At 51.7% G+C, this 13,564-nt stretch carries 10 protein-coding genes; 4 read left to right on the top strand and 6 right to left on the bottom strand.

Annotated features, from left to right (window positions below; translation table 11 throughout):
• Positions 1-5: 5 nt before the first annotated feature.
• From ABC831_RS24560 to ABC831_RS24535, 6 genes are all read right to left on the bottom strand, one after another.
• Positions 6-2,018 carry an FAD-dependent oxidoreductase gene (locus tag ABC831_RS24560; RefSeq protein WP_343250710.1) on the bottom strand — a complete coding sequence of 671 codons (2,013 nt, stop codon included), beginning with the start codon at positions 2,016-2,018 and terminating at the stop codon, positions 6-8.
• A 15-nt stretch (positions 2,019-2,033) separates the two neighbouring features.
• Positions 2,034-4,049, bottom strand: a complete 2,016-nt coding sequence (locus ABC831_RS24555; RefSeq protein WP_343250709.1) for an oxidoreductase — start codon at positions 4,047-4,049, stop codon at positions 2,034-2,036.
• Positions 4,050-4,130: 81 nt separating this feature from the next.
• Complete coding sequence (locus tag ABC831_RS24550) at positions 4,131-5,081, bottom strand: LysR family transcriptional regulator (RefSeq protein ID WP_343250708.1); 951 nt, start codon at positions 5,079-5,081, stop codon at positions 4,131-4,133.
• 87 nt (positions 5,082-5,168) lie between these two features.
• Complete coding sequence (locus ABC831_RS24545) at positions 5,169-6,032, bottom strand: DAPG hydrolase family protein (RefSeq protein ID WP_343250707.1); 864 nt, start codon at positions 6,030-6,032, stop codon at positions 5,169-5,171.
• Between the two features lie 23 nt (positions 6,033-6,055).
• Positions 6,056-7,459, bottom strand: a complete 1,404-nt coding sequence (locus ABC831_RS24540; protein ID WP_343250706.1) for an SLC13 family permease — start codon at positions 7,457-7,459, stop codon at positions 6,056-6,058.
• 312 nt (positions 7,460-7,771) lie between these two features.
• Entirely contained in the window at positions 7,772-8,527 is a 756-nt protein-coding gene (locus tag ABC831_RS24535; RefSeq protein WP_343250705.1) for a DeoR/GlpR family DNA-binding transcription regulator, read from the bottom strand.
• Between the two features lie 234 nt (positions 8,528-8,761).
• Here ABC831_RS24535 and ABC831_RS24530 point away from each other — a divergent pair, with 234 nt between their 5' ends.
• From ABC831_RS24530 to ABC831_RS24515, 4 genes are read left to right on the top strand one after another with little or no spacing between them, the layout of a single operon-like run.
• Positions 8,762-9,613, top strand: a complete 852-nt coding sequence (locus ABC831_RS24530; RefSeq protein ID WP_343250704.1) for a class II fructose-bisphosphate aldolase — start codon at positions 8,762-8,764, stop codon at positions 9,611-9,613.
• Positions 9,614-9,659: 46 nt separating this feature from the next.
• Positions 9,660-10,712, top strand: a complete 1,053-nt coding sequence (locus ABC831_RS24525; protein ID WP_343250703.1) for a zinc-dependent alcohol dehydrogenase — start codon at positions 9,660-9,662, stop codon at positions 10,710-10,712.
• Between the two features lie 6 nt (positions 10,713-10,718).
• Complete coding sequence (locus tag ABC831_RS24520) at positions 10,719-12,182, top strand: xylulokinase (RefSeq protein WP_343250702.1); 1,464 nt, start codon at positions 10,719-10,721, stop codon at positions 12,180-12,182.
• A gap of 14 nt (positions 12,183-12,196) precedes the next feature.
• Entirely contained in the window at positions 12,197-13,369 is a 1,173-nt protein-coding gene (locus ABC831_RS24515) for an MFS transporter (protein WP_343250701.1), read from the top strand.
• The last annotated feature ends 195 nt before the right edge of the window (positions 13,370-13,564 follow it).

Genomic DNA, 13,564 nt, shown 5'->3' with positions numbered 1-13,564 from the left:
GCGGATCAGCGTATCGTCATCGCGGCGTTATAAGCCTGCCAGGTTGCTTCCCGCAGATTGGCCGGGCGGACACAGTCGCCTACGGGAATCACGTCAAATTCCGTGCCCAGGAATCGGTCCCTTATAGACGCCCTGGCTCTCATACCGGAAGAAAGCACTACGCTGTCCGCCGCTATCCTTTTTTCCCCCTCCGGGACCGACACCTTCACATAGCCGGATTCGATCCCGAGACAGCGGGTATTGGTCAGACATTCTATATTCGGATCGTTTTCCATATATTCCAGCGTATGGAGCCTTTCGCTGAAGTAACCGTCGGGCGCCAGCTCGTCCCGCATCTCAAGCAAAGTCACCTGCTTATGGTTCCGGGAAAGATGCAGGGCCGTTTCGCAGCCGACCAGCCCCCCTCCTACCAGGACTACCCGTTCACCCAGGGCGGAACAGTCCGCGAAGATGTCGAGAGCCGTATGGACGTTGGCGCCTTCCACACCGGGAATGGGCGGGATAAAAGGATCTGCGCCTACGGCCACGATCACCGCGTCGGGCCTCAGCTCTTTTACCAGCTCCGGCGACGCTTCCGTATGCAGCATGACTTTGGTACCGGAGCGCAACACCATGCGAATCAGCCAGTCGCGGTAGTTTTTCATATCTTTTTTGAACCATACGTAATCGGAATAGAAGAGCTGACCGCCCAGCCGATCCCCTTTTTCCAGCAGCGTTACCCGGTGTCCCCTGGCGGAGGCCTGCATCGCGGCTTGCATACCGGCCGGTCCGCCGCCGACCACGACTACATTCCGGCTCGCGGCGGCCGCCGGGTAGAGGCTTAACACCTCCTGCCTGGCATATTCGGGATTGACGGAACATCCGTTATGCTTTGTGGCGTTTGTGAAGTCCTGTAATACGGCGGATTTTGTGCCGGTGCGGCCGCCGGCCACGTCGAGACAGCGCAGGCATTTGATGCAGGGGCGGATCTCATCCGCCTTGTTCCTGCGGGCTTTTTCTCCCCAATCCGGATCAGCGATGAAGGCCCGCGCCGCCAGGACATAGTCTGCCATCCCCTCGGCCAGGATCCGCTCAGCCAGAGCCGGATCGGTAATAGCGCCTACTACGCCCACGGGGATATTGGAGACTGCCTTTTTTACCGCTGCCGCCCGGAAGGCGTTGTGGCCGTGTTCCAGAAAATGGGAGGGATGCATCACCGGGCGGGTGGCCGCGTTCAATCGCGTGCCGCATGAGATATGAAGCATGTCTGCGTCCTCAGAGAATATGCGGGCCATCTCCACGCAATCCTGCAGTTCAATGCCGCCGGACGTCAGTTCGCTCCCGCTTAAGCGGATCTCCACCAACAGATCGGGAATTTCGGTGCGTATACGCTTGAGTACCATTTGGGGAAACCGGCATCGGTTCTCTATGCTTCCCCCATATTGATCCGTGCGGTGATTAATCAGGTTCGACAGGAAGCCTCCCATGAGCCAGCCGTGGGCGTAGTGAAGCAGTATGGTGTCAAAACCGGCCCTTTTGGCCATGCGCGCGGCATTTACATAGCTCTTTGCCACCCGCTCCATATCGTCCTCATTCATCTCGCGGACATGAGTGCCGTCGGGCATGTCCATAGCGGAAGCCGCCATGGGCATCTCGCCGTTACAGTACCGGGGAAGGGCAAAATGCCCGTTGTGATTCAGCTCAATGGAAACCAGGGAGTTATGCATATGTACATAATCGGTCAGGCGGTGCAGGCTTGGCAGGCAGCTTTCCGAGGTCAGATCCACGTGGGAAGCGTGAGCGGAACTGTTGCCATGATCCAGCAGAGCCTCCCCCAGCGTTACCATGGCCGCGCCTCCGCGGGCTTTGCCGCCATAGTACAGCACCCCTTCCATATTGAGCTGATGTGTATAAGAATCCGTAATATGTCCGTGATTGGACGGAGCCGTTATAATCCTGTTTTTAAATGTTTTTCCACGTATCGTCATAGGCGCGAAGAGGTGTGGATATGTGTCCTCATAGGTTGATGAATCGTTCATACAGGTCTCCTTTCGCTATACAATCGTAGCCGCCGCGTCATAAGCTTCATGGACGGCATCCTTCACGATACGGGCCTGGACACAGTCGCCTATATATTTTACATCAAAAGCGGCTCCGGCAAAACTGTCCCGCAGATCCGCGCGGGCTTTCATTCCGACGCACAGAATGACCGTGTCGGCCTCCAGGAAGAATTCTTTGCTGTCCTTATCCATGCATCGGACGCCCTTAGCGGTTATCTCCACGCATGTACTTCCTGTTCTGATTATGGTTCCTGCCTGCTGCATATAACGGAGTACATGCAGACGCTCGGACAGCATGGCTTCCCGGCACAGGAAATCGTCCGTTTCCACCACGGTACATGCTCTTCCCAGACGGTTCAGGTGAATGGACAGTTCCGCCCCTACCAGGCCTCCGCCGATGATGACAGCCTTATGTCCCACCCGTTCCTCATGACCGATGACTTTGAGAGCGGTAAGGACATTGCCGCCCTGTACACCGGGAATCCCGGGAATCCACGTTTCCGAGCCGACAGCCACGATGACGGTATCCGGTTTATCCAGAGCCACAAGCGCTGCATCGGCTTCTGTATTCAACCGAACGTCGATACCGCGCTTGCCTACCTGCGTCACCAGATAATCCCGAAACTTTGCCAGATCATGTTTGAAAGGAATGTGTCGGGCATAGTTTATTATGCCGCCCAGGGTGCTCCCTTTCTCGTACAGGATTACCTGATGCCCGTCATCCGCGGCATAGACCGCGGCCTGCATACCGGCCGGACCGCCTCCCACGATGACCACTTTTCTTTTTTCCCGGGTACGGCGGATGTGGCGGCGGTATTCATAATTGTTGTGCAGCGGGTTGACGGAACAGTGGGTACAGCGGGTAGCTGTCCAGTCCTGGAGCACGTCTGCGCTTATGGCTACCCGGTTGCCGCTGTCGATGCAGTGGTTGCAGCGGATGCAGGGACGGATATCTTCTTCCATACCTTTTTGGACCTTTTCCGCCCAATGGGGATCTGCTACCGTAGTCCTGGCCATCTCCACATAATCGACATATCCATCGGCTATGAGCTGATCAGCCAGAGCCGGGTCGCTGACATTTCCACAGCAGCCGACCGGGATGTTTACTCCGTGGTCTTTGACATATTTAGCCATTTTGGCCGTGTGGGCATGCCCGATAAACTGGGACGGATGCATATCCGCCCGCGTATCCGCCGCCCAGCGGGTACCGCAGGAGATATGAACCATATCGATCAGCGGTTCAAATATTTGGATCATTTCCGTACAGTCCTCGATCTCAATTCCCCCGGGAGTACACTCGCTGCCGCTGATGCGCAGCTCGATATTTAATCCGTCGCCGATTTTTTCCCGAATACGTTCGATGACCATTTTGGGGAATCTGCACCTGTTTTCGATGCTGCCTCCGTACTCATCACTGCGCTGGTTCAGCAGCGGTGATAAAAAACCGGCCATCAGCCAGCCATGGCCATAATGGAGTACGATCTGGTCAAAGCCGCCCCGTTTCACCATCAGCGCCGCGGCGGCGTAGGAATCCGCCACCTGGTTCATGTCCTCTAGGGTCATCTCCCTTACCTGATTGCCATTTGGCATCACACGGGCCGTGGCGCTCATGGGCTGCAGCCCGTGGCAGTATTCCGGCAGTGCAAAGTGCCCATTGTGATTGAATTCGATTCCGGTCTTGGCTCCGTAAGCGTGGGCCCAGATATTCAGGCGGTGAAATGCCTGAAGCTGCGCTTCTTTGGTCAGATCGATGTGGGCGTCGTGGGCGACGCTGTTTCCATTGTCCATCTTGGCCTCGCCCAGGTTCACGCAGCCGAATCCCCCCTCCGCCCGGGAGGCATAGTATTCGATCCCATAGTCATTCAGGATATTCTGACTGTCTACGAAGGGCGGACTGTGCATGGGAGCGACAAATAACCGGTTTTTATAGACATCCCCTTTTTTGCCTGCCTTCATCGGGGAAAACAGATGGGGATACTTTTGCATATATGGCTGTGGGTTGATATTCATGGGATAACTCCTTTCGCATTTGATAAGCCGATTTTACTTTATAAAAATGGATTTAGGAATCATTTTCTTTTTGCAGTCCTATCAAGCTTTACTTGATCGAATGTTCCTTTCGGCTTCCCAGTCAGCCTGCGCGTAGAACTCTACAATCTGCTCCATCAGAAATTTTTCCGCCGGGGTCGCCGCGGCCGCCCTCGCGTGGATGACATAGTGGGTGGACTTAAGGCTTACGCCCTGTATGGGCAGCAGACGCAGAATTCCGCTTTGATACAAAGGTTCGCACAGGGCCACCCGGCGGGGCATCACGATCGCGCCTTCATTCAGCGCCACCATGCAGAGGTTGCTGGAGAGGCTTTCCGAACGGGACTGCATCCGGTGGCCGAAGTATGAATCGAACCGCCGGCTGATGGGATCATGCTCATCCGAGGAGGAGATATAGCACATTTTTGCGCAGTCTTCCTTCGTCAAACAGTCTTGGATGTCGGGAAAATAATCCCGGCCGAGAACGGCACAGAATTCATCCTCCATCAGTTTGACGGCGGTCCACCCATTCTTGCGGAAGTTCTGCTCCCAGTATTCCTGGCTGTCGCCCTCCACGGAGACCAGTCCCAAATTCACCTTTTTATTTTGAATCATTTTCGTGACCAGCTGGCTTCTGGCCTCTTTGACGATAACTTCCAGATCGGGATATTCCTTTCCCTGCTGAATCAGCAGCCGGTTAAAAGAAGAGCACAGGGACAAAGCCACATAGATCTGCACTTTACCGGCGCTGCCGTCAGCCTGTTTTTGGCCCAGCTCGAACCAGCTCATGATCCTGGGCAGGATTTCCTGCAGATCCTCGTATACCTGTCTGCCCGCAGCAGTCAGGAGCATTCCCTGATGATGGCGCAGAAAAAGTTTACACCCAAGCTCATTTTCCAGATTGGCGATGCTGGAAGATAATGCCTGGGGAGAAATAAAAAGAGTCTGGGCGGTCTGGCTAATGGAACCACAGCGGGCTACCTCGGTAAAATATCTCAGGTGATTGATCTGCATACTATTCATCCTCTCCAAAATACTCCAAAGCCCAAAGGCTGTTTCCTCCGGGCTTTTCTGAAGTCATATGTAATATCGGGCTTCGAATCAGCAGGGCTCATTCAACTGTTTTGTAATCCAGTCGGGAAGAGCCGGCAGTTGATAGGGTTCGATCTCTCCCTTGTATTCGGGATACAGCTTCGCCATTAAAAAACTAAGCTGCGCATTTTCATGCAGGAAATGGGAACACATCTGGCGGGCCATATACTCCATATAAGAGGCGTTATCCTCGCCTGGTCCGCGCAGATCCTTCAGATGGCCGTCTTTTACATGGGCGCCGATCCACGCGAAGCTCCATTGATGGGTTCCGTCCCCCAGGACCACATGCATGACGGCGGAAAATCCCTTTTTCCCATTGATGTCTTCGTACTGCAGACGTCCCCGGGCATTACGCCCCATAATCCGGGCGATATAAGGATTGATCTCATGGTAATTCTCGGGCAGTCCGTAATCCGACATGGGCGGCCGTCCTCCCTGAAACAGATCCATCATGCCCCAGCCGCAGTCCTCCACAGCCATTTTGTCATAGTGTATGATATGCGCTCCCGGATACCATACCTTGTAATGGAAGCCGGGATCCTCTCCGACCCATTTCATATGGAAATCTCGCACAGGTATGGTCAGGCCGGGCATCGGCGTATTGATACAGGCATAGCCAATTCCGCTTGGCAGAACGCAATATCCCATTTGGGGCCCGATTTTACTTCTGTCCGGGTCCAGAATCATGGCCGCCACATCCTCGGGATACATGGCGTCCTTCGCGTCGATGGGATGACCCGGACGGATAGCGGCGATTTGAAGCGGATCGGTCAGTTCCCGGCGGCCTGCGTAGTAGAGATAGGCCAGCGGTTTTTTTTCATCCTCCGGACTCAGCGGAGGAAGATTCTTAGGATCATAATGGTCAAAATTCATGTCGCACCTCTCATTCTTTTATATCACATCAGACCAATGGCGCCCCAGTATGCGAACATAATGAATGCATAGGCAAAGGTCATCACACTCTTAATCACAAACAGTTTCACAAAATCCTTCATTTTAGTCACGCCCAGAGAGTACATATACAAGGCGGAGTTGTTTTCGTGGGGCAGAACGATATTCATTGCCCCAAGCATAATGGTCATGACGATCGGCCAGGCATTGGTGAAGCCCATGAGCGAGGATCCCATCATGCACATGGGAGCGATCATCGAAGCATAGATGGCCATTGGGGTCATGAAAATATTCAGAACAAACACGATGATAAATATCATAGCCAGGAAACCGATTTTACTCATGCCGCCCAGCGCCGGCTCCATAATGGAAGTCAGCATTTCCCCCAGGCCGATGGCGGAAGCGACGGTGCCGATGGCAATGCAGGCAACCATGAAGATCGGGAAGGCAAAATTCACTTTTTTGATATCCTCCCTTGTGCCAACCTGGATACCGGGAAGAAACATCAGGATAACGGCGCCGATAAAACCGTAGACCATTCCCAGACCTGTCAGGCCGGTAGTCAGCAGATAGACCAGGAGCAGTACGGCGATCACTGTCAGTTTCTTTTCCTCAAGGGTAAAACGGCCCAATTGGGACTTTTCATTTCTGAAAAACTCTTTCCCATGGCTTAATTTGTTGTCCTCGCCCTTTTTCGGTTTAAACAGGAAGACGCTGACCAGGAAGAAAATGATGAAAAATGGGATCCAGGCTAAATTATTCTTAAAGTATTCAAAATAGGTAAACGAGGTGCTGGTATTTTCAATAGCGGTGGAAGCCATACCGAACAGAAAGCCGGGCGCGGTGGGATCCATAATGAGGATGGCTCCCTCGGTGATACCGTTGAAGGCGGCGAACATAATACCGGCAGAGGCCTTTGAGTCCCCCAGATCCAGCGACTTAATCATACCAAAAGCCAGTGCGCACAGCCCCAAGCACATATTATTGCCCAGAAAGCAGAGTGCGAAGCCTAAAAGATAAAAGCCCAGACAGATCCCGAAGTAGGAACCTCCGCAAAGCAAAACGACATTGTAAGTCATACGCTTTAATATATTGGTCTTTTCCATGACGCCCACCATCAGCAGAACGGCAATACAGATCCATGGCGCATCTTTGCCGAAGCCGGATGTGGCGGTCGTCAAATCGGTCATAAACGAATAAGCGAAGATCAGAATTAGCGACGGAATCAGGGGAGAATCAAATACTCCCAAAGCAAACATGAAGATACAGACGACGGTGATGACACAGAAAATTTTGATCTGCGGGGTAAATACGGCGGTAACCGGAATACATGCCACGATAATTCCAAGAACGGCGATGACGGCCCATTTGATTAAATAACGCATATCTGTTTTTGTATCAACTGACATTTTTTCAACTCCCTTTTCTTTAGATTAAGGTTTCTTTTGACTCAGGATTGCTCTTGATGCAGGGTTACTGTTGATTTAAAATCAGGAAGGGTTCTGTGACGACGAAGATAACTTTGTGTCGTTTTGTTTTCTCATGTTATCACATGCCGTTTGATACAGGAATAAACATTTTTTTGATCATGGCATCAAGCTAATATTGCTATTTGATGAAAATAAACAGTTTTTGCAATTGCAATATATGCATTATTCACAAAGATGGTATGGGGAGAAGCGTTTTTTAGTTGTGCAAAATAGAGTCTCGCTTGCGAAACTCTACACTGGTATAATTACAGTATTGAGGCTGCGGAAGCGTTCCTGGTCTTCCGAAGAAATAGGAATATCGGTGACAAATGCGTCGATACCGCCCAGGCAGTCTATCTTGAAGGGAGACTGCCGGTTCTGTTTTGCGCTATTGATAAGAAAGATCTTTTTTCCCTCCATATCCATAAGGGTTTCTATATACTGACGTTCCACGTCATAGTTATATTGAATTTCAAAACGATCATTAATGGCTGAAGCGGAAAAGAATATCTTATTCGGATTAATCTTAGAAAGATTCTCTATCCCGAGGCTTCCAAGGACTACATTTGCATCAAATACCTCGCCTCCCAGAATATATATGTGTGAAACATTCGGATTCCGGTAAGCAGCGCAGTAGATATTATTGGTAAACACAATCAGATCGTGTGCCTCTAAGCTTTTGTATAATTCAAAGCAGGTCTTACCCGTGCCGACAAAAATAATGTCGTGATCCTCCGCCATAGTGGCGGCCTGTTTCCCGATTCGTATACGGGGGGAATCCGAACCGGATGAGGCGGGGGGATTACAAGTTTCTGGTTTACCGACACTGGCTGTGACGCCGCCGTACATACGGCGCACTTTGTGCTCTGCTTCCAGATATTTTAAATATCGGTTCACAGTAGATTTGGACATATCCAAATCGGACATCAGCTTCTGAACCGGAACAAAGTCTCTGGCTGCGATATACTCCAGTACCAGATCCATTTGACGTTTTACTTTTTCTTGCATATTTTCCTCCTTGTGTCCTGGATGTCGTGAGAATCCACGGAAAAAAGTTTAGATAGGGTTCTTTTATTTTACAATATTGAATCAAGAGTGTCAAATAAAAATGAAAATTTGGACTATTTGATTCAAAAAAATAAAAAATGGTTGACATTTCCCAAAATTTATCTATAATTGTAACCAGGAAGGTTCTGTATTGAGACAAAAGTGTCATTTTTTAATCAAGGAGGAAATATCTGAATGAGAATACCTATGTCAACCATGTTGCAGGCAGCGAAACAGAAAAAATACGGCTGCCCAGCGCCCAATGTATTCAGTTGGGACGATGTTAAGAGTTGTTTCGAGCTGTCCGTGAAGTATAAGGCCCCTGTTATAATCGATATGGCTCCTATTCCGACGTTGATGGAGCCCATTGCCATAGCCGTTGCGTACTACAATGATAAATATCCCGGAGCTCTGGTCACCCTGAACCTGGATCACGGGGACAGCTGGGAAAATATCATGCTGGCCCTGCGCTATGGATTTGACTCAGTCATGATTGACCGTTCCATGCTCGGACTGGAAGAAAATATCAGAGAAACCGCCGAGGTGGTGCGCGTGGCTCACGCGATGGGAGTATCTGTGGAAGCGGAGCTTGGACATGTGGGGTATAACGCCAACTATGCACTGTGCGCGGAGGAAGCCAGCGCCCTTACCGATCCGGAAGAGGCGAGTCATTTTGTGGAGGCTACCGATGTGGACTGCCTGGCCGTGTCAGTAGGTACCAGCCACGGAGTCTATTCCGGCGGCGTTCCGCATTTGGAATTCGATCTACTATCCCGGCTGAGCGGCCAGCTTCCGATCCCTCTGGTTCTCCACGGTGGATCTTCCACAGGAGATGAGAATCTGAAAAAAGCCGTTGAGCTGGGGATTCAGAAGGTTAATCTGTGCAGCGATCTGTGCAATGCCGGATATGACGCCATGATCGATGCCTGCTCCGGAATTACAAACCGGCATCCCACTTCCGTTGAGGTGTATGACTCTATGGCCGCCGGTTACCGCGGTATGCTGGAGCATTACTTGAAGCTGTTCGGCGGTATCAATGTCATTTAAGTTCTAAAAAATACATATAGTGATTACTTGATTTGGAGGTATTATTATGATACAAAAATTTGGTTGCCTGGTTCGCAAGGGCCTGGCGGAAGTACGTGAACGTGAATTGCCGTCCCTGGATGAGCACGATGTCCTGCTCAAACCTTTGGTCTGTAATATCTGTACTTCTGATTATACACAATGGATGGGACAGCGGGAACATCAGGGCTATCCCATGGCGGGCGGCCATGAATTGAGTGCCGAGGTGGTAGCCACAGGCAGTGCGGTTACCACGGTTAATCCCGGTGATTTTGTAGCGCCCATGCCTCCGTCCGGCTGCGGCGCCTGTGAAGCCTGCCGGGTAGGAAAAATGATGGAATGCAGCAATCGTCAGGATACGCATCCGACCGAAGACGGCTACGTTTCGGGCTGGTTTGGTTTTGCAAACTACAGCGTGCGCAAAGACTATCAGCTCTACAAGATGAATCCTGAATTATCCCCTGCCGATGCCGCATTCATGGAGCCTCTTTCCACAGTAGTACACGGGATGAAAAAGCTGCGCATCCGTCCTTATGAGACCATAGCTGTGATCGGCGGCGGCACCATGGGACTGTTGAACGCCTTGGCGGCAAAAACCTATAACTGCCGTGTGATTGTTTCCGAGGGGATGCCTGAGAAGCTGGCGGCCGCCCGGGAAATGGGTTTGGAGACGGTAGACTTTATAAAGTGCGATCCGGTGGCCGCGGTGAAGGAAATGACCGGCGGCGCAGGCGCGGATGCCGTGATTATCTGTGCGGGAAATAAGGCTGCTAACGCCCAGGCTCTTAGAATGGTACGGGAGCTGGACGGCCGTGTTTTGTACTTTGCCGCGGCGCATCCGGCTCCGGCTATTGAGATTGATTCCAACGAGCTTCACTACCGGAAGCTGGAGCTGTTAGGAACATTCGGCGGCGATATGAGTGACTGGGAAGACGCGGCTATGCTGTTGAACACCGGCCGCATCGTGGTTTCCGGGCTGGTAGAGAAACAGACCTTCGGTCTTGGTCATATTCAGGAGGCTTTTGCCGCCGCATCTGTGCCCGGAAAATTCCGAGTCAGCGTTCTCTGCCAGGAGGATTGAAATTGCATGAAAGCAGTGAATAAGAATGATCATTATCTCATAGGAGTGGATTCAGGTTCAACGGGAATCAAAGCGGTCGCCCTTCTGGGCGGCCGGATTACGGCCTGCGCTCATACGCGGATGGTATATCGCGAAGACGGCGAGATCTGTGAATATGATGCCGAAGCTTACTATGATAGGATTGCAGGTTTGATTCGGGAGCTGACACTTGAATTGCCCCGTGATGCCGTCTGTGACGGCATTTCGCTGGTCTCCGCCAGCGGAAATACGCTGCTGCTGAAGGATGGGAAAGCTCTGCTCCCCATTTTTAGCTGGCGTGACAATCGGGGCTCGGAGGATATGGAAGCGGTCTTGGGTCCGGTCTCCGAGGCGCAGATTCACGAAAGCGTAGGCTGGCATAAAGTGCCAAAATTCCCCCTGGCCCAGTTGAGCTGGATCAGACGGAACAGGCCGGAAGCTTTGGAACAGGCGAACAGGATCTGTGAGGCTTCCAGTTATATCAACTACCGCTTGTGCGGCGAGTGGGCGATGGATCACTCCAGCGCCACAACTTTTTACTTGCAGGATCAAAAAAAACTGTGCTGGAATCCGGAAACTCTGAGATTATTGGACATTCCTGAGTATAAGCTGCCAAAACTGGTACCGGTTGGCGCTAAAATAGGATATATAACGGCAGCGGCATCCGAAGATACCGGCCTTACAATAGGCACTCCTGTAGTGGCCGGATGCTATGACGGCGCCGGTGCCGCCCGGAGCGCCGGTATCCTCCGGGACGATCAGATGCTGATCTCCTGCGGGACTTCCTGGGTAAGCATCTATTCCAGTAAAAGCCGGCGGTACCTGCTGGATCTGGGGACGATGGTGGATCCTTACCTGGAGCAGGAAGGCCGTTGGATCGGTATGACCAGTCTCGGGGAATGTGATATCTTTATAAACCGAATCCTTGATACCATAATTCCGGAAAATCGGAATCGATATGAAGAGTTCAGCCGTTTGTCCGCCGAATCAGTCCCTGGCGCGCACGGTCTGCTGATTAATCCTATGCGATTCCGGCAAAACGGCAGTTTGTCTGGCTATCCCGTGTCAGATGTCTGCCGGGCGCTTATGGAAGGGATCGTATATTCGGTGAAGCGTCAGATGCAGTCCATCCAGCAAGGGCATGGTCGGCTGGATATTACACACATCTATATGTCTGGCGGTCCCAGTAACTCATGCATATGGCCGCAGATTGTCAGCGATATTATGAACAAACCGGTACAGGTATCTTTTGGCTCCAACGCCTGCGCGGCCGGTGCGGCTATGATAGCCGGAATCGGCAGCGGAGTCTTTTGCGGTCTGCGCGACGCCCGGTCCAGGCTCAGGGAGGAAGTACGCAGCTATACGCCCGATCCCGCGGCCGTGGCGTTCCATCAGCAGGGGTATCTGAAATTTACGGAGAAATTCCCCGGACTGGATGAAAATATGCATTAAAGAGGGGACGTTACATGAAAAATAAATTATTAAACCGTTATTTTATTCTGGTTTGGGTCGGCGCGGTCTGCCTCCTGCTTATTCAGAACACCATGTGTACCGCGATACCATTATTTCTAAATGAACAGGGCTTTTCCACCACTTTTTCCGGCATGCTGGGTATCCCTTTCGCTATCATGGGCGTGGCGGCCCGTATGGCCGGAGGGTATCTGATGGACCGCTTTGGCCGACGGCTGGTCATGATAGGCGGGTGTCTGCTGATGGGAATCGCCTCATTTTTCTTCCAACTGTTTCCGATCGCGGTATGTATGCTTATTTTTCGCGGACTGCATGGGGCCGGTTTCGCTTTCGGACAGGCCGCGTTTTCCACTGCGAATGTGGATGTGACTCCGGAAGATAAGAGAAGCCTGGGGATAGGAGTTTTCTGGATGTCCACAGCGCTGGCCCTGGCAAGTACCGGTTATCTGATCCAGATCTTCGGCAGGGACGGAGATTATAGCCGTATATTCATAGTTTGCCTGGTATTAGGTATATTGGGAGCGGTGATCAGCTTCTGCTGCGATTATGAAAAAAAGCGGGCTGCCGTACAGGTGCAGAGGCCGGCCGCAGAAGCAAAAAAGAACTGGCGGAGTTTTCTGGAACCGACCGCGGCAAGGCCTGCTGTCATAGAATTCTTCGTTATGCTGGGCGCGGCCTGCTGTAATATTTTTATTCTTACCTTTGCAGCGGAGCAAGGATATGTACATGCAGGCACGTTCTTGCTGGTTTCCGCAGCAGCTATGGCGATCAGCAATCTGTCTGCCGATGTGCTGGTTAATAGGTTCGGCGCGAAGAAAATTCTGGGAATCACCATGGGTGTAAGCGGTATATTAACCATCCTTATTACATGGATCCCCTGTCCGTTTACATACTATCTGGGCGGGATCGGATTCGGCATGACCCAGGGATTTTCCTTTCCGGTGCTCACAATTCTGACCATGAGCAGTGTCACCCATAACCGGCGGGGCACGGCGAACAGCACGATGTTGTTGGCCGGCGATGTTGGGATGGGAGTCGGAACCTTTCTTTGGGGGGCTGCTATAGATAAAGTCAGTTATGCTGCCGCTTTTGCTTGTGCAGGAGGTTGTATTATTCTGGGAGGGGTTCTCTGCTTCCTGCTTTACCGTTCCGCCGCCGGGGAGGCCTGAGGGGGACTACAAAGAATTTCGCCTGCCGGGCGGCTATCACCACGATGAATTCGAGATGAAGGTAATCATATGATTACGAAACCGAAGAAATTAGGAGGATGTAAGAATGGGCTACAAAGTAAGCTTTGAACAGGCAAACAAGATCTTCGACAAACTCTGGGATAAGTATGATATCTATGCGCCAAAGAGATTCGA

Source organism: Diplocloster hominis (genome assembly GCF_032380655.1).
In the GTDB taxonomy this organism is placed as follows: domain Bacteria; phylum Bacillota; class Clostridia; order Lachnospirales; family Lachnospiraceae; genus Diplocloster; species Diplocloster hominis.
This window is presented reverse-complemented; position numbering and strand designations above follow the sequence as displayed.

Excerpts from the sequence above, each read along its gene's own strand:
- ABC831_RS24560 (WP_343250710.1), bottom strand. The coding sequence starts at position 2,018 with ATGAACGATTCATCAACCTATGAGGACACATATCCACACCTCTTCGCG.
- ABC831_RS24535 (WP_343250705.1), bottom strand. The coding sequence starts at position 8,527 with ATGCAAGAAAAAGTAAAACGTCAAATGGATCTGGTACTGGAGTATATC.
- ABC831_RS24540 (WP_343250706.1), bottom strand. The coding sequence starts at position 7,459 with ATGTCAGTTGATACAAAAACAGATATGCGTTATTTAATCAAATGGGCC.
- ABC831_RS24550 (WP_343250708.1), bottom strand. The coding sequence starts at position 5,081 with ATGCAGATCAATCACCTGAGATATTTTACCGAGGTAGCCCGCTGTGGT.
- ABC831_RS24530 (WP_343250704.1), top strand. The coding sequence starts at position 8,762 with ATGAGAATACCTATGTCAACCATGTTGCAGGCAGCGAAACAGAAAAAA.
- ABC831_RS24525 (WP_343250703.1), top strand. The coding sequence starts at position 9,660 with ATGATACAAAAATTTGGTTGCCTGGTTCGCAAGGGCCTGGCGGAAGTA.
- ABC831_RS24515 (WP_343250701.1), top strand. The coding sequence starts at position 12,197 with ATGAAAAATAAATTATTAAACCGTTATTTTATTCTGGTTTGGGTCGGC.
- ABC831_RS24555 (WP_343250709.1), bottom strand. The coding sequence starts at position 4,049 with ATGAATATCAACCCACAGCCATATATGCAAAAGTATCCCCATCTGTTT.
- ABC831_RS24520 (WP_343250702.1), top strand. The coding sequence starts at position 10,719 with ATGAAAGCAGTGAATAAGAATGATCATTATCTCATAGGAGTGGATTCA.
- ABC831_RS24545 (WP_343250707.1), bottom strand. The coding sequence starts at position 6,032 with ATGAATTTTGACCATTATGATCCTAAGAATCTTCCTCCGCTGAGTCCG.